The sequence below is a fragment of the Butyrivibrio sp. LC3010 genome, from assembly GCF_000424385.1.
Taxonomy (GTDB): Bacteria; Bacillota; Clostridia; order Lachnospirales; family Lachnospiraceae; genus Butyrivibrio.
In genome coordinates, this window is sequence record NZ_AUJU01000006.1 from 114,820 (window position 1) to 131,887 (window position 17,068).

Genomic DNA, 17,068 nt, shown 5'->3' on the forward strand with positions numbered 1-17,068 from the left:
TCTCTTACAGTATCCAATTTTAACATTGCTATTTCTTTTTTGTTTTAGGCTTCAATGCAAAATCAACCACAGTTTTTATACATTTATCAACGTATTTTCCACCGGCTACCTGCTCAAGCTCATCATCATTGATTTCATCGTAAGTCTTAACCATATCATTTTCAGTTTTAGCGTTCATTTCAACAGTATTCATTTCTTCTGCTCTCGTCATGCTTCCACCTCCTTATATCCATGAAGGTAAATTGTTATGCACCCTTCACCCCATCAATCATTATACGATATATTTTTGTATTATTCACTTAATATATTATTAAAAAACTATAATCAAAATAATTATCCGCTTTATTCCTGTACCTTTTCATCGAAAGTGATCCAGTTTCCATCGTAGTTGATCATTCTTCATCTTCCTCTAAAATCTGACTAAGTCCGGTCGGATGCCAGTACCATTACCCACTCACTTCGTTCATGAACGATACCAGGCTCCATGAAAATGTTTGTGGACTCTTTGTTATTCTTTCTTCTTACAGCCTCATCATATAAAACGCAGTCCAACAAATGTCCAACACATTTCAGAAAATTTCAGGAATTTTCATTTTCTGAATTAACACTTTCAATGAGCTCTCTCCTATCCCAGTATGAAAGGTTGTCCATTGTTCTAAAACCTCCTGCCATCTGGGATTCATCCTGTCCTACTAAGCTTTCTTCTTTTAGCTTTTCTATTTTTCCATCGAGCCTGCTGTAGTAAATATCTGATGAGTAAGGATCAATGTTTCTCGGAACATTCCTATCATCTTCCACATAAGCAAATAAACCGTAAAGTTCTGTTTTGGATGCTGATTCAGGATCAACCTCATTTACATTAACCTTGTAGAGACTTTCCTGCCCGTTTCCGGTGACATATACCTCCACTACAGGATTTACAGGATCATAATCATCCGGATACTTTGCCTTTAAATCATGTTCCTCGCCATTCTCTGACACGGTCGTCGTCTCATGGAAAAAGGCACTTCCATAATAATTTTGAGGAACATCTGACTTCTCTGATACAGTGCTGTCATCCTGTGGGAACATGTCCTGATTATTTTTATTCATTCTGTCAAAAGTACTAGAGCTACCAGGTACATAGCTGCCATCCTTTAAGCCATTCAGTTTTTGAAGGAAGGAGTCATAAAAGGCATTTTCTTTAGACACATAAGCCTTATTTGCAGATGTTATCTCCGAATTATTTCTCTCATATTTGGCTACATTAATTGCATCTATTGCAGAATCTACCGTGCCGCCAAGTATGTCCTGAACGCCTGATATGTTATTATCAGTCATCTTCGCGCTCTCTTTCATTTCTCCATAGAGACTGGTAGCGACTGATTCCTTATTGCCATCAACATATCCCAAGCCGTTATATCCGGTTTCTCTTGCAGCGTCTATCCAGGCGCTTTTTACAGCCTCTGAAGCATTAGGTGCAACCCTCTCCAATGCAGCTACATCTCCATCTATTCTTTGGAGCTTGCCTATTGCGGTATTCTTTTTTCTCTGAGCTTCCCACTCCGCCTTGGAATAATCTGATTGTGAGGTCTTTTGTGCAGTATTTGCAGCATTATTAAAACAGATTGCAAAATTATCGGTTCGTGTATTTTTTAAATCATTTATCTTTGCATTAACAGCCTTATATTTATTGGTGTAAATATCCTGCCCATGCTTAAGCTCTGTCAAATTCAGCATCCGCAATTCCCTCCTCTCCGTAAACCGGGATTCTCACTAGACTCGTTAATACCTCGTCAAGTGTTCACCCATGGCTCGCACTAAGCTCGAAAATACCTCGCTAAGTGCTCTGCTCAAAAAAAGCCTAATATCAGTAGATATCACTCCATTGATATTGGGCTTTTCTGTTATATCTGGTATATCGGATTGTTTTTACAGATACTTTATAGCAAAAATAATATTTTTAGCACAAAAATTCATTTTAATTATTTTATTGATTTTAGTCGCGTGTTTTACCTATCTTTTTCCCTGACATAAGTGCCAATAAGAATACTGAAAAGCTTGCAAGCATTCCTATAAATGTCATCGTTATACGATCGTCATCACCTGTCCTTGGCAGATCATTAGTCTGATCGGGTGTCGTTGCTGTATCTGTAGGAGTTGTAGGAGTAGCAGGCGTCACAGTCTGTACCGTAGATGCAGCGTTCGCAGCATCGGCAGCATTGGTAGCGCCTGCCGGTTCACTTGCCGCTGCGTTTGCATTATCGTTTGCAGGCGTCTGTTCATCCCCCTGATCTCCTCCGGAATTACTCTCTTCACCAAGTAGTCCTGCGTCATAATTATCATTTATATCGACTGTAACTGCACCTGCTGTGATAGATGTGGCAGGTGTAAATAAAAGCATCGCACATAAAGGCAACGCCAATAGAAATTTAAATTTTCTCATAATCCTGTCTCCTTCCTGTCAGCCGACCCTTTTGGCAACCACAAGCAGTCTTCCGTTTTTCATGGTGTAATCACAGGTCGATAGTGTCAAAAGCTGGTCTCCATAAGTTGCTGTAGCTGCAATCTTGTGCATGGATCTTGCTTTTAGATTGGCAACATATTTATCAAAGGATTCCTCATCACCTATATTTATGTAGTCTGCATAATTAAAGCCATTCTTTTCGCCATTCGCAGTTGTATCAACAACAGCTATTATTTCATAAAATCTCTGCTCTGACGGTGTATCCAGTTCAATAGCCTGATGCTTTCTAAGATAGTCATCCTCCTTGTAGTATTTAAGCGTTCCAAACAGTGCACCTGATTTCATGTTATGACCATGTATGAGCAGATGATTATCAGACATATCAAAACTGCATCTCTTATCCAAAACCAGAAGTCCGTTCCTATCTTCATTTCCAAAGAAATCGTGCTGAAGATAAAAATCATTATCTCCCTCTTTGTACATTATCGGATAGTCGATTTCTGAGCCATTAATCCTTAGCCAGCCGCTTAAATCTCTATTCTTTTTATAAAGGTATTCTATTTTCAGAGAAACAAGATTCGTAATCTGCTCTTCGGAAGATTTGCTTTTTTCCTCCATGACAGTCTTTGAATTTGAAACTGAGACTGCTGCCATGGCCTGAACTTTTCTCATATTAGAAGTGCTTCTATGCTCCTGGTATATCTCGATAGCAAAAATACCTGTCATTACCAGAAAGGTAATGCAGGATAACGTAAGGATAGTATTTCTTATTGTCTTTTTTAAATTCCCCCTACGCCTTCGCATAAGCAAAATTCCCCATACCATTTTAATAACTACAATACTTATATCGGCGAAAAACCTCTAAATGTTTATAGCAAATCCATCCCTATATCATATACATTGCCATTAACTGCATCATAAAGCCATCTTGCCATAGTCACATTATCCTGTGTGAATTTAGTAAAATATGGCTCTCTCACAGCCGTATGGACAGTTCCTCCTTTTGTAACTATAGGAAGGATCCAATTATCTATATACATTCCAAAGGATGGTGTCAGCTTTTTTAACTCCAAAACCATCTCCTTCAGCTGAAGATAATATGCATCCTGAACATCGGAATCAGTTTTATATTTCTTCTTGGTAATATCATTGTAATATGCAGTAAGAACATAGTCCCTCGTAGAACTTGAATAAAGATATCTGATTCTGTCGCCGTACTTTGCATAAAGATTTCTATACCAGGACAGCGTAATATTATCTGATTTTATGGCATCGCAGATAGAAGAAGGCGCCTTCCAGACTTCTCTGGCAGTGTATGCCCATTTCTCATATAATAGAAGCGCACTGTCAGAAAGAAGTGTTACATCTGCTGCCTCCGGATACCATTTTGACATTATTTCATCAGCAAGGGCAGGTACAGCAAAAGCACCAGCGCTATTACCTGCAATAAGGAGTTTTTCAGGATTCTCAAACAGCTCCTTTGATATTTTCATTGCTTCCAGGAAATTCCTGTAACCATGAAAGTGAAGAACATGCTGCTCTCCATCCTCTCCCTCATAGGGAAAATCATTATTCCCAATATGAAAATCTCCCGTAGCATAGGCTATATCAATAATACTCCAGTCCCTGAAAGGATTCTCCGCATCGCGAAGATTCATGATACCCATATCGATATTCATGATCTGTGTAAAAGGCCTTAGATTATTCCAGTAGTAATTAGGAAGATCCGCCGCCATTTTTCCACCAGTGATAGGCCTTGCCGCAGTATATTCATTATAGGCAACGCCGCCTCCTGAAAAGAAAATACACAGCTTCTTGGGATCCGCAATTTTCACATAAACATGATACTGTGATCCATCACCTGACATTCCTTCAGGAATAATGACCCTGTACCACTTTTTATTTTCAGGTTCCTCCGGAAGCTCAGGAGCAATAAGATCCATATCAACGATTGTCTTACCTATTGAGTTCTCTACAAAATCGCCAAACTGCTGCCCAAGCTTCATCTTGGCAAGTTTTCTTCTTTCCTTGTAACTCATACACCCCTCGTAAACTTTTTTATACGTTAAACATTCTCTGAGTAGCACTTCTCAGCTGCCTGAATCCAAACAGGAATGTTGCCACCAGTGCGATCGCAAATCCGGCCATAACAAATACCGCTGTATATGGAAATGTATTTTCTCTGGTCCAGATAAAGTATGCCTGTAAAAAGGCAAGTATGGCATCCAGCACAATATAAATTATGTATTCCTCGATTCTGAGCTTTATTGCTTTAGCAATGACCCAACATGTAACGGCATGCATAACCAGTGCCAAAGGTATCATCCACATGACGCTCCAGCCATAGAACCCCGTCACCTTATCAATGTAATAGGCTACTATATTGGTCAATAACATTTCTATAAAAAGAACCTTTAATACGTTATAGCGATATCTCATGATCGCCAGAATATCAAACCATAAAACCACACTGCCAAGCACTACCATTCCTACCCAGTTAACCGCATCTCCAAACAGGTACTTAATTGCAGTTCCCATTACGATGATAATTGCCAGAAGGAATGTGCATATCTTGACGAAGGTTACTCCATTGATCCTTCTCTCAGGAAGAGTCGGATAGGGCTCATCAATTTCATCCGAGAAATCATCGATATCATACATCTTTTCATCAATGCCGGTTCGCAAAATATCCTGCCGGCTAAGTATCTTACCTTCACATAAAGGACAGCAGGTTTTGTCTCCCCTTATAGTTATCTTACATTTTGGGCAATAGTACATTACTTACTCTCCTTACTCTTCTTTTCATGATGCTGTACATTAAAATCATTAGTGCTGATCTCTACGCCGATTCCCTCTGAAGTAAGTCTTCTGCATAAATTAAGCATCGTGGGATGTGAAGTGAACGCCGAGCATTCACCAAATACCATTTTATCCCTGAAGCTGCAGATGGTTATCTGTTCTTTAGATGCCGTCATAAATGCTGAAAATCTCTCAATAAAAGGAGTAACCTCTGCCGGCATCCTGATCATTCCCATGTTTGATATTGATGTGGTAACACCTTTCTTGGCAGCTGCGTCAAATTGTCCTACAACATAATCCTTTATAAAAAGCGGAACTACCTTAATTGCAATATTATGCTCAAGTGCCGCATATGAATTCATGGTCTCGTTTATTCGTGAAGGCTCCAGCTGTTCCCTGAAAGCATTATTCACAACCTTTATAATGCTTTCTAATGTGCTGTCAAAATCCATGGGATCAAATTTGATACTTATAACCCCAAAGAAATTCCTTGCGGTATATGACTGAAAGTACTGTCTCAAATTCACAGGGACACTGACTACGATAGGCTTTTTCTTCTGCGCAGTTGACATGGTATCTATTATCGCTGCAATATATACCGACGTGCTAAGTACTCCCACTGTAGAATTATACTTTTCAGCAAGCTTTTTGAACGCCTTGGCTGATACACATGCTTCAACAATATGAGATTCGTTATTACTGTCAACTTCACCGTGTAGCTGATATGCATCATTTGAAGACAGGCTCTTTAGCTGCTTAAGCCCCTTCTGATTTTGGTAAAAATGTTTGAATGAATCGTTATTCTTTTCCTGAAGAGATGCTATTTCAGCAGCAAAGAAATCGCTGTCCACATGAAAATCATGAGCAATTTCAAGGTATCTCGTGACAAGACGCCTGAAAAACATAAGTGCCCCCGTACCATCTGCCAAAACATGGAACATCTCAATACTAATTCTTCTTTTATAATAAAATACTCTGTAGAGAAGATTCTTTTTACCCGGAAGATACAGAGCACTGCAAGGAGGAAGATGTTCCTCCTCTACAATGCATTCCAGATTACTGTCCTCAAGGTAATACCAGAACAGACCTCTTCTCAAAATACAGTTAAAGAAAGGGTATTCGACGATGGATTCGTCAAGTGCCCTTTGTAGTATGACAGGATCTATTTCCTCCAATAGTTCGCAGGAAATACGGAATACTCTCGTATTAGCTCCGCGAACCGTTGAAGGAATAATCTTTGCCGCATTATCAAGTTTGTACCAATTAGAACTTCTTTCCATTACCTTGCATCATCTGCTGTCAGAGATTCTCTACTGTCTCTGTGACAGGCTCAATTGGTGATGTCTTTACCCTGTATATGACATCCTCAAGTGAGATGAACTTTTTCTCCTGTATAAATTTTAGATATTTAGGCGTAAGCCTCATTGTAATCCTGGGCTCAAGCGCTTTATTCACTCTCTCGCTTATGGTCTTGCAGGCATCGGTGGGATCATGCGACATACTCTTACTCAGAACACAAAGAAGTGTTCCTACAGTCTGCACAAGACCGCTCATATTCATATCTTTTCCTGCATCAACAGTCTGAAGAGAATTGACACTCCACTTTTTCTTTTCAGAGTATATGCCATATTCGCAGTCAACTTCAACAAGCTTCTGAGTTTTCAGATCACGAAGCCATGCTGTGTTACCGTTTACGAATATATCCTGCACCTGGAACAGTGTTCCATTGTAGGGAAATGAGATATTCTCACATCCGGTCATGGTGATATTAGCCTGTATCCTTGCAACTTCGTCAACCTTTTCAGAAGCTTCCCAGCTTCCCTCTCCCTCAGGACCGTTTACAAAGTCACCCCATTCCTCTGTCTCGCGAATCACTTCATCCGGCTCTCTTTGAGAAATGCGTTTTCGTGTTCTCCCCTCAAGGCGATGTTTCCTGTGATGATAAATCGCACGACTTCCCATAGAAGGCATTGCAACGGTAAATCTGTCAGCAGCACCTTCCTCAAAAGGTCCGCATAGCGGATGTATACTTCTTTTTCTTCCAAAATAGTCAGAATCCATGATGATCTCTGACCCGTCCCTGTTCTCAAAGCGCTGTTCAGGCTCAAATGCTTCTCCCAACACTACAGAGGATATCATACGTGTCATGCTTCTTGGAAGATATTCATAAAGATTGGTATGAAGTCTGAAATGACCATCCTCTTCTTCAACTATGATCTTTACGATATGATTTTTCTCTATATATGCTCCCATCTCAGAGTCACAGGGCTGTGCACCGTTAAAGTAAGCATTACCTCCGGTGTAAACAGGAAGATGATCATAATATTTATCATTATATCCCTCTTCCCGTATTGCTGATGGATCCGGCTGCAGCGAAGCAAAATATTTCTCCTTCGTAGGATAGCCGTCATAGGGCTTTGTTCCGCAGATAAAGTTAATGAGTGACAGGGCTTCCATTCCTGAGGAATGAGCATAATCCCTTAAATCCTGCCTGATCTCTTTCTGCACGAAAATATTATTATAAAATCTGGCATCGCCGTGAAGTATCGTCATAAAGCCGGCGATCTTCGTTGAATGCGGCACATGGTAAGGCGTATATCTGCAGCTTTGGAACTTTTTACCGCCGTTATCAGTTCCCTCACCAACAAATGTAAAGGATCCGTGTATCATATTGTGAACAAGCGCAATCCCCTGCGTACTTAATCTGCATGAAATATCTGACAGCAGCAGGTTATGGTCAATAAGTGTGGGACCGTGTGAAACCTCCACAAAAATATCCTCACCCAGTGAAAGCCCGCTGTCTATTTCACAGCCTTCCGGAGGAGTATTGTCGTGGAAAAAGTTCTGGGTAACCCTTGTTCCCTGTGCCTGCCAGTCAAGCCACAGTCCTCTCGTACAGTGGTGAATATGATTTCTTCTGATAACGGTATCTATAGCTGCATGAATCTTAATGCCGCCTATCTCGGCACCTGCAAGATTATGCTTATTGTTTATCCTGTAAATATGATTATCTTCAATGGTTGAAAAAACGGCGCCCAAATGCCCGACTATTCCGGTCTGGCCACAGTCGTGTATCTCACACCTCCTGATGATATGTGAGCCAATGTTTTCTTTGTCCCATCCTTCATTTACTGCCTGACAGATTGCATCTCTCTCAGTCTGCGTTCCATCCTTGATAAAGGTTTTGGTCCACTTGTTATTATTTGCAGGCTGTAGATATTTTCCAAGAGAAATACCGCTGCACTTTGACTCCGAGATTTCACAATCCTCAATGATCCATCCCTTTGCCCAATGAGGTCCAATAAGACCGTCCTGATAAGCTGTGGGCGGTGCCCACTGAGTTGCCGCCTGGCAAAGAAGAAAGCCTGATACGGTAATATAGTTTATTCCGTTAACAAGCGGCATAAAGCAGTTTCTTCTGACGCTTATCTCAACATTTTCCTCGTTGGGATTTTTGCCCTGGAAGTTGGCAAAAATAACAGTATCGTTCATTTCCTGAGCTGAAAACCAGGTATATACACTAAACTCCGGCTCCCAGGATGAACGCCTTATCTGAGGATTCTCAACCTCCTCCAGAGATCCTGCCTCATACATGGATTTGCCGTTTAAATACACATCCCCTGTATGACCTGTCTTACCGCCAAAATACCAGTCGCCTTCAATGTATGTAGTGAATGGATTGTAATCACCAAAAATATTATTTGGAACATTGACCTTCCATACATCACCTTTAAAAGGTTCCCACTCTTTAATCTGTTCAGCTCCCGTTATGGTAGCGCCCTGAGGCTCTGTGGAGCAATAAATAATCGGCTGTTCCTTTGTACCTCCATGGGCAGGATGCACGAACTCCCTGTAAATACCCGGTGCCACAATTACCACGTCACCGGGCTGCGCAATGTCAGCAGCTTCCTGAATAAAGCGGAATGGATGGTTTCTCGTTCCGTCGCCACTTCGAACTACGCTCTGTGAAACATAAATCTGCATGGCTTCACCCCCATTAAAAATTTATTTACTCTTAATTATAACACAATTAGAATAATTCTCTCACAATTCACCCTTATTTCACATTACAGAAATGAAATATAAAAAAAAAATAAAATTTCAATTCTGTTAGAATTAAGACTCCTAATCGTGATAAAATTAATTTCATCGCATCTGCGAAATCGTTTAATTACTGGGGAGGCTTTTGTGTCAGAAGTTTTTTACTATGCAGAAGCAAATGTTGCTTGCACATTCATTTTGGGACTTATTCTCCTGAAAATCAATCAAGGAATAGACAGACAGGCGTCAACAATTTTAATAAGACGTATGATATATATACTGATAGCTTATTTCCTGTCAGATGCGGTCTGGGCTTTATTTGAGGGCGGCATTTTCCCTTCCAACCACACCCTTATGTACATCGTGACAATTATTCCCTATGCCTGCATTTTAGGCAGTAGTTATTGCTGGTTCGTTTATTGTGAACTTCTTCAGCAAAATAGAAATGTCTTATACTCACCCGGAATGGTAAAGCGTTCCGTACCAATGGTAATAGCCATTATTTTACTATTTGTCGGTGCATTTACCGGACTGGTCTTCAATTTCGACGAAGAAGGAGCCATAGAGTATGACGCCTTATACGGAATATTTATGCTTGTTCCCATAGGCTATCTCGTATACTCCTCAATAAAGGGCTTCTACAAAGCTTATACCCAGGACAGATACATGGATCACAGTCTGTATTTTGTCATTGGTATTTTTCCGATACTCCCCCTTGCATGCGGAGTACTTCAGGTCATCTATTTAACAACACCAATTATGTGTTATGCCGCGACACTTTCTGTTTTGATGGTTTATCTGACCTCCATGGAAAATCTTATTTCCATGGACTCACTTACTCAGGTAAACAACCGCCATCAGATGCAGCGGTATCTACTTCGTAAAATGAAGACACAGACTCCCGGTCTTTCACTTTATCTTATGATCATCGATGTTGATCACTTTAAGGAAATAAATGACAATTATGGCCACATCGAAGGTGATAAGGCCCTGATACGTGTCGCCACCGCCATGAAGGAAGCATGTCAGGCACACAGAAACCGCTTTTTTGTATCAAGGTATGGCGGAGATGAATTTATAATCATAGCTGAAACAGAATATAAAGGAGAGGTCAACTGGCTTTCCGACAAAATTCGTTCCAGCGTAAAGCAGCTTAATGACAAAGCCGGTGCTCCATATGACTTAACTGTATGTGTTGGAATAGCAGAGTATGATTTCTCATCTCCTGTTCCCATTCCTTCACTCATTGCCAGAGCAGATACAGATCTTTACCATATGAAGCATGCTCGTGCATAGAAAGGTTTCAGGTAAAAAAATGTCCGGTTGGAAATGTTTGTTTTCGTCTGAGAACTGCACATTTCCAACCGGACACATTTTTTGCCTGATTGTTTATTATTAAAGAAACTGCTCTATTCATTTAGATAAGCAAGGTACCTGTGTCAGTCCTGATGTCTGATCCATATCTCCACGCAGTTTGGCTCCTCTTCATCACTGTTATAGCTGTACTCTATATCCTTGGAGGTATTTTTAAGCATTGTCAAAGATAATTCATTTTCCGTATCATTTATGTCGAATTTCTCTCCGGCATATGTGACCAGAATCTGGCATTCATGTTCTTTTAATGAATACTCTATTCGTACGCTTATTTGTGGCTTTTCATATTTGGGAAGTAAAATCTGCTGTACAAGTTCCTCCATGGCAAGACGAATACGATACTTATCCCCCGGCATAACATCATTTCTAAACAAATAACTGTCCAGTTCAGCTCCAAAGCTGATGAAATCGTATTGTTTACTGTCTATAACAGTTTCAAATATCTTTAGTTTTTGTATGAATTTACGTGTATTCTCTTTTTTGGGATTATCAAAAATCTCATCCGGTGTCCCCTCCTCATATATTCCACCTTCATCCATAAAAAACACGCGATTTGCTATAGCTCTTGCAAAGTTCATTTCATGCGTCACTATCATCATGGTCTTACCACTCTCTGCCAAATCCCGTATTACTGCCTGCACTTCTCCTACCATTGTGGGATCCAGTGCACTTGTGGGCTCATCCAGTAAAATAACATCCGGATCCATTGCCAGTGTTCGGGCAATAGCCACTCTCTGCTTTTGTCCACCTGAAAGCTGCTCAGGATATTGAAGTTCCCGTCCTGCAAGTCCTACCCGATCCAGAAGTTTTATTCCCAAATCATATGCCTCCTGCTTTGACTTTTTTAGAATATCAATCTGGGCCTGCATTATGTTCTCTATAACCGTAAGATGTCCAAAAAGATTAAATGACTGAAACACCATGCCCATGCGTCTTCTGGCCATGGTTACATCATACCCGGGTGCTGTGATATTCTCTCCGTCAAGTAATATCTGCCCTCCGGTTGGTTCTTCCAATAGATTAATGCATCTGATAAGTGTAGATTTTCCGGTGCCGGAAGGCCCTATTACAGATATCACATCTCCATCTTTGATAACAGCATTTACATCTTTCAAAGGTGTTGTTCTATTATATTTTTTTTCAAGATGCCTGAGTTCAATCATCCTTTTTTACCCCATTAAGAATAGTGTCCTTACTTCTAAGCCTCGGATTTATAAGAATTTCAATCCTGCCAATGATAAACTTCAGAATTCCCGCCAGTATGAAGTATACAATTGCTACTGCAATCAGAGGAAAGAATGCATCATAGGTTCTGCTTCTAACAATATCCCCCATCTTGGTAAGATCCTGCACAGCTACATAACCTACAATTGCGGTAGCCTTTATTGTTGAGGTAACTTCACCCTTAAATGCAGGCATAAAATGCGGCAGAGCCTGTGGAAGTATAATTTTGAAAAATGTTGCCCAGTCCGTATATCCAAGTGCATAAGCGGCTTCGGTCTGACCTGAATCGACAGCACCTACTCCACTTTTAAGCATCCCAAATACACTTGCACCGAACACCATAGTAAATCCTATTATTGATACTAAGGTTCCGGAAATAGTTGACTTGGCAAATATTATGTAATAAAGAATCATAAGCAGCACTACCATCGGCATGCCCTGTATCAGCCATATGCAGAATCGCGTAATATAATTAGCAAAAGGATTTCCGTTTCTACACAGTAAAAATACTATAAATCCAAGCACAGTCCCTAAAAAGATAGAGGATACAGAAATAAGCAAAGTTCTTAGAATTCCTTCGACAAAAAGTTTCCATCTCTGTTCTCGTATAAATGTTTTTTGGAAACTATCAATCAAGGATGTGAAAAAATCATCCTTATTTGCTTTTTCAAGCTCATCCTTGCTGACAACCAAAACAATACCACCGGCATAATAAGTGTCAGAGAATAAAACATTCTCTTTGCGTTCATCAGTTTTAGCTATGCAGCCGCCACTTATGTCACATTTCCCCGTCTGAACGCTAGACAGGATGGCATCAAAATTCATCTCCACAGGCTTCAGGGCATAGCCATTATCTTTACAAAATAGTGCTATTATCTCGGCTTCAAATCCGCACAACATATCCCCTCTCCATAATAGGAAGGGTGGAGTTTGAATTGAGCCAAAATTTATGGTTCCTTTTGTTGCAGGCAGTTTTCGATAATCCGTCATCTCAACATTCTCAACGTTTTGACCACTAAGCCATTTCTTTTCTAATTCATCTAATGTTCCATCATTTTTTATACTTTTTAGAAACTCATTAAATTCATTGCAAAGTTCCTGTCCCTTTTGATCTTTTGAAAAGATAAAGCCATAATCCAACGGCTCTAATTTCTTTGGATAAATTGTTATATCATCATTCATCGTCGTTGCATAGATTGCCACTGGCTCATCGAATACAACCACATCCACTTTTCCACCAATAACGGCATTTATCATATCCGCATCATTGTTAAAGTACATTAACTCCGCATCCGGGTACACTTTAAGTAAAGAATCCGAAAACATTGTTCCTGTCAAAATAGCTGCCTTGTCAACACGAAATGTATCAGCAATATCTTCCGAATCAGGAGCTTTCCCTGCAGATGTGCCGTTTGAACGAACCACCAGCGAAAAAGCAGCAGGATAGTAATCAATAAAGTCCACAGAATGTCTTCTCTCTTCAGTTGCTATGATTGAACCTGCTCCAACCGTAGCTTTTCCTGCCTGAACCGATGATAAAATCGCAGAAAACTCCATCCCATTGAAATTGATATGAACATCCAGTTCTTTTGCCATAAGGAGGAGCAATTCAATATCAAATCCTATTAGTTTCCCGTTATTTCCAACATAGCTCATGGGTTCAAGAGTATCTGCTACTGCTGCCTCCACAGTCCCGTTTTTCCCGGGCCAATCCTGCTCAGGAACAGACTTTATGCTGTCATCTGCCCCCGTCCATTTTTCCCATAACTTCTGTACTGTTTCTTTCGGAATACTATCATAAGCGGCCTGCCATTTTGAAAGTTCAGATGATCCTTTAGCAAAAGCAAAACCAAAGACCCCATCACTTAAATTCTCAGGAAAAAGTGCCAACTCAGGATTTCTATTAACAACAAGCATTGCAATGGCATTATTAGTCAAAAATGCATCTATTTTACCTGATTTTAAAGCAAGTACAAGGTCCGGCAGACTGTTATAATACGAAAACTCTGCAACACCCGGTGCCTTACTCCGAACAAGCTCTTCAAATGGTGCTCCCGTGAGCATGGCTACCTTTTTTCCATTCAGATCGTCGAAGGTTTTATATTCAGGATTACCTTTGCTCTCTGAAGCATTTTCGCCTATACCACTTTCGGATACCTCATTTCCGGCAGCTGTCGATTTTACCGGCACTAAAAATGCAGATAAAAGAAATGCCACTATTAGCATAAAGCAAAGGGCTCTATAAGCTTTCTTCATGATCAATTCTCCATTGTCCTTTATTATTATCTCAGTTCTATCGATGAAGCGAAGAACACATTCACCCAATAATACTTATCAAGGCCATTGAAGCTGCCTCAAAAATACTCACAAAGCTATATTCCAGACTTTGATAAGTGATAAGGTCTACAGTAATTGTACTAAGTAGTGTAGCCATACCTCCCACTACCGGACCACACATAATTGCCCAATGACCTCTATTGATGCATCGAGCCATATAGAATCGTCATTGGACAATATAACGACAAGATAATTTTTATTATAGCATCGCTAATGAAGGCCATAGGGGGAGTTCATAGAATTTTAATTGTATATTTAGAGCGTTATAATAATAAGAGCCTATCGTTTTTTTGATAGGCTCTTCGATCTGAAAGCTGTTTGATTACCGACTGATCTGGCAGAAGATACTACTTAATCATTAGAAGACAATGCGAGTAATCAAGGTTAATTATATTTTATTACCGCTCTGCTTCCCTTATGTCTTAAGATTTTGTAATTACAGCCTTGATTGATGGATTCTTTGATAAAGGTGTCGCGTACAGCTTTATAGCTGTGCTTTTCATTCTTCTCATAATGTGAGATAAGCATTGAAAACTCATCATTTTCATACTCTATATAAAGAACATCATCATCTTCCATTTTGATAAGAATATAAGTAATCTCATCATCTGCGATAATTTCTGTGTATTCGTAGTCCTCTTCCTGAAGGAACATCTTAATATCTTCTACAGGACCTACAATGGCATTTGTGGTCTTAACTATTTCCTCATTATCCTCGTCAAGAAGAATCTCTTCCTGCGGAATATTAAGCTCAGGTATTCCAAGATCAAGCTCAGGCATCTCTATCTGAGGTTCTTCTGCAGGCATATCTTCCACAGGTGCTTCTTCTACCGGTTGCTCTTCCAGCAGCACCTCTTCTGCAGGTATCTCTTCTACCAGTGCTTCTTCTACAGGCTGTTGCTCTACCAGTACTTCTTCTACAGGCTGCTCTTCCTCAAGCGGGATAATTGTTTCCTCGATTACAGGCATTTCTTCCGGCACAGGAATTTCTTCAGTAACAGGTGCCTCTTCCATTACAGGCGGTGCTTCTTCAACCGCAGGTGCAGGAGCTTCTTCTACTGCAGGCGGTGCCTCTTCTATTACAGGAGTTTCCTCCACTACCGGAGCAGCTGCCTCTTCCACTACTGGAGTTTCCTCTACTGCAGGCGCAGGAGCTTCTTCCATTACTGGCGGTGCTTCTTCTATTACCGGAGCTTCCTCCACTACCGGAGGTGCTTCTTCAATCGCAGGTTCAGGAACTTCTTCTACTGCAGGCGGTGCTTCTTCTATTACAGGAGCTTCCTCCACTACTGGAGCCACTTCCTCAACCACAGGCGCAGGAGCTTCTTCCATTACAGGCGGTGCCTCTTCTATTACCGGAGCTTCCTCCACTACCGGAGCAGCTGCCTCAACCACAGGCGAAGGAGCTTCTTCCATTACTGGCGGTGCCTCTTCTATTACAGGAGCTTCCTCCACTACCGGAGCAGCTGCCTCTTCCACTACTGGAGTTTCCTCTACTGCAGGTGCAGGAGCTTCTTCTACTGCAGGCGGTGCTTCTTCTATTACCGGAGCTTCCTCCACTACCGAAGGTGCTTCTTCAACCGCAGGTGCAGGAGCTTGTTCCATTACTGGCGGTGCCTCTTCTATTACCGGAGCTTCCTCCACTACCGGAGGTGCTTCTTCAACCGCAGGTGCAGGAGCTTCTTCTACTGCAGGCGGTGCTTCTTCTATTACCGGAGCTTCCTCTACTACTGGAGCCACTTCCTCAACCACAGGCGTAGGAGCTTCCTCTACTGCAGGCGGTGCTTCTTCTATTACCGGAGCTTCCTCCACTACTGGAGGTACCTCTTCAACCACTGGCGCAACAGCTTCTTCCATTACTGGCGGTACTTCCTCTATTACAGGAGCTTCCTCTACTATAGGAAGTGCTTCTTCTACTACAGGTGCAGGAGCTTCTTCAACCGCAGGTGCAGGGACTTCTTCTACTGCAGGCGGTGCTTCTTCTATTACCGGGGCTTCCTCCACTACCGGAGGTGCTTCCTCAACCACAGGCGTAGGAGCTTCCTCTACTGCAGGTGCAGGAGCTTCTTCCATTACAGGTGGTGCCTCTTCTATTACCGGAGCTTCTTCTACTACCGGAGGTGCTTCTTCTACTACAGGCGGTGCTGCCTCTGCTGCCGATGGTATTGCCATATTTGCTTCCGGAGAAGCTTCAAAAGCTGCCACCGCTTCGGCAAACGCCTTTTTATCAGGACTGCTATCCGCTTCAAGTGCTGCCTCTGCTTCCAGGGCTCCTGCCATCATCTCCTCAATCGAAGGTTCTGCTTCAGGTACAGGAGTTGTATCTGCAGCTTCTTCCAAAATCTGCTCAGTTTCCGGTAAATTTGTATTCTCCATGTTTATCTCCTCATCAATAAACAACTGTTTTATCTGACTCTATCCGATCGGATATGGATGAAAATGCAAGAGGACCTGCATAAACGATATCCCGTTTCTTTAAGAAGAGCCAAACAACCATTAATGATGTCAAAACATTCTGCACCATTAAACAATCCTACAAATATATTATCTTTTATAGTTAACAAAATTAAAAATTAACTTCTTATAAAATTACTAAATAATTTGTTATCTCTTAATCCAACGGAATTTCTTATATGATAAAAAAGCATGTTGCTTGCAACATGCTCGCGCCGAGCGCGGTTGCATTTATGCAACAATTACCATGCGCGCGAGTGCGCATCCATAGCGGAGCGTTTTTATATATTAGGGAATTACCCGGAATTTCCTAATATATAAAAAAAGGCCTGACTCTACGTCAGACCTGTAAGCACTTAGCTATTTAGTTGTATAGTAAATTTTGGCTACACT

Annotated in this window: 11 protein-coding genes and 1 pseudogene; 1 reads left to right on the forward strand and 11 read right to left on the reverse strand. The window is 41.1% G+C overall.

Annotated features, from left to right (window positions below; translation table 11 throughout):
* Nucleotides 1-28: 28 nt before the first annotated feature.
* The 8 genes from G622_RS0106440 to G622_RS21940 form a co-directional block, all read right to left on the reverse strand.
* Nucleotides 29-211 carry a bacteriocin class II family protein gene (locus G622_RS0106440; protein WP_026510018.1) on the reverse strand — a complete coding sequence of 61 codons (183 nt, stop codon included), beginning with the start codon at nt 209-211 and terminating at the stop codon, nt 29-31.
* Nucleotides 212-579: 368 nt separating this feature from the next.
* Nucleotides 580-1,719 carry a hypothetical protein gene (locus tag G622_RS0106445; protein WP_026510019.1) on the reverse strand — a complete coding sequence of 380 codons (1,140 nt, stop codon included), beginning with the start codon at nt 1,717-1,719 and terminating at the stop codon, nt 580-582.
* A 259-nt stretch (nt 1,720-1,978) separates the two neighbouring features.
* Nucleotides 1,979-2,425 carry a hypothetical protein gene (locus G622_RS0106450; protein ID WP_026510020.1) on the reverse strand — a complete coding sequence of 149 codons (447 nt, stop codon included), beginning with the start codon at nt 2,423-2,425 and terminating at the stop codon, nt 1,979-1,981.
* 18 nt (nt 2,426-2,443) lie between these two features.
* On the reverse strand, nt 2,444-3,250 hold the full coding sequence (locus G622_RS21935; protein WP_196814186.1) for a class B sortase: 807 nt from the start codon (nt 3,248-3,250) through the stop codon (nt 2,444-2,446).
* A 65-nt stretch (nt 3,251-3,315) separates the two neighbouring features.
* Complete coding sequence (locus G622_RS0106460; RefSeq protein WP_026510021.1) at nt 3,316-4,485, reverse strand: pectin acetylesterase-family hydrolase; 1,170 nt, start codon at nt 4,483-4,485, stop codon at nt 3,316-3,318.
* Between the two features lie 19 nt (nt 4,486-4,504).
* Nucleotides 4,505-5,224 carry a DUF6320 domain-containing protein gene (locus G622_RS0106465; protein WP_026510022.1) on the reverse strand — a complete coding sequence of 240 codons (720 nt, stop codon included), beginning with the start codon at nt 5,222-5,224 and terminating at the stop codon, nt 4,505-4,507.
* Entirely contained in the window at nt 5,224-6,525 is a 1,302-nt protein-coding gene (locus G622_RS0106470) for a hypothetical protein (RefSeq protein ID WP_026510023.1), read from the reverse strand. Before G622_RS0106470 ends, G622_RS0106465 begins: the two co-directional genes overlap by 1 nt.
* Before the next feature lie 19 nt (nt 6,526-6,544).
* Nucleotides 6,545-9,229 (reverse strand): right-handed parallel beta-helix repeat-containing protein, encoded by a 2,685-nt coding sequence (locus G622_RS21940; RefSeq protein ID WP_081675205.1) that lies wholly within the window; start codon nt 9,227-9,229, stop codon nt 6,545-6,547.
* A gap of 204 nt (nt 9,230-9,433) precedes the next feature.
* Between G622_RS21940 and G622_RS24435 the strand changes: the two genes are divergently transcribed.
* Nucleotides 9,434-10,582, forward strand: coding sequence for a GGDEF domain-containing protein (locus G622_RS24435; protein ID WP_049945722.1), 1,149 nt, complete (start codon nt 9,434-9,436; stop codon nt 10,580-10,582).
* 524 nt (nt 10,583-11,106) lie between these two features.
* On the opposite strand, the pseudogene G622_RS0106485 reads toward G622_RS24435, so the two are convergent.
* The 3 genes and pseudogenes from G622_RS0106485 to G622_RS24440 form a co-directional block, all read right to left on the reverse strand.
* Nucleotides 11,107-11,823 (reverse strand): annotated as a pseudogene (locus G622_RS0106485) (amino acid ABC transporter ATP-binding protein); the annotation flags it as partial.
* Nucleotides 11,816-14,140, reverse strand: a complete 2,325-nt coding sequence (locus tag G622_RS0106490) for an ABC transporter permease subunit (RefSeq protein ID WP_026510025.1) — start codon at nt 14,138-14,140, stop codon at nt 11,816-11,818. The gene G622_RS0106490 and the pseudogene G622_RS0106485, both read right to left, overlap by 8 nt.
* A 465-nt stretch (nt 14,141-14,605) precedes the next feature.
* Nucleotides 14,606-16,597, reverse strand: a complete 1,992-nt coding sequence (locus tag G622_RS24440) for a hypothetical protein (protein WP_049945723.1) — start codon at nt 16,595-16,597, stop codon at nt 14,606-14,608.
* Nucleotides 16,598-17,068: the final 471 nt, after the last annotated feature.

Excerpts from the sequence above, each read along its gene's own strand:
- G622_RS0106440 (WP_026510018.1), bottom strand. The coding sequence starts at position 211 with ATGACGAGAGCAGAAGAAATGAATACTGTTGAAATGAACGCTAAAACT.
- G622_RS0106445 (WP_026510019.1), bottom strand. The coding sequence starts at position 1,719 with ATGCTGAATTTGACAGAGCTTAAGCATGGGCAGGATATTTACACCAAT.
- G622_RS0106450 (WP_026510020.1), bottom strand. The coding sequence starts at position 2,425 with ATGAGAAAATTTAAATTTCTATTGGCGTTGCCTTTATGTGCGATGCTT.
- G622_RS21935 (WP_196814186.1), bottom strand. The coding sequence starts at position 3,250 with ATGCGAAGGCGTAGGGGGAATTTAAAAAAGACAATAAGAAATACTATC.
- G622_RS0106460 (WP_026510021.1), bottom strand. The coding sequence starts at position 4,485 with ATGAGTTACAAGGAAAGAAGAAAACTTGCCAAGATGAAGCTTGGGCAG.
- G622_RS0106465 (WP_026510022.1), bottom strand. The coding sequence starts at position 5,224 with ATGTACTATTGCCCAAAATGTAAGATAACTATAAGGGGAGACAAAACC.
- G622_RS0106470 (WP_026510023.1), bottom strand. The coding sequence starts at position 6,525 with ATGGAAAGAAGTTCTAATTGGTACAAACTTGATAATGCGGCAAAGATT.
- G622_RS21940 (WP_081675205.1), bottom strand. The coding sequence starts at position 9,229 with ATGCAGATTTATGTTTCACAGAGCGTAGTTCGAAGTGGCGACGGAACG.
- G622_RS0106490 (WP_026510025.1), bottom strand. The coding sequence starts at position 14,140 with ATGAAGAAAGCTTATAGAGCCCTTTGCTTTATGCTAATAGTGGCATTT.
- G622_RS24440 (WP_049945723.1), bottom strand. The coding sequence starts at position 16,597 with ATGGAGAATACAAATTTACCGGAAACTGAGCAGATTTTGGAAGAAGCT.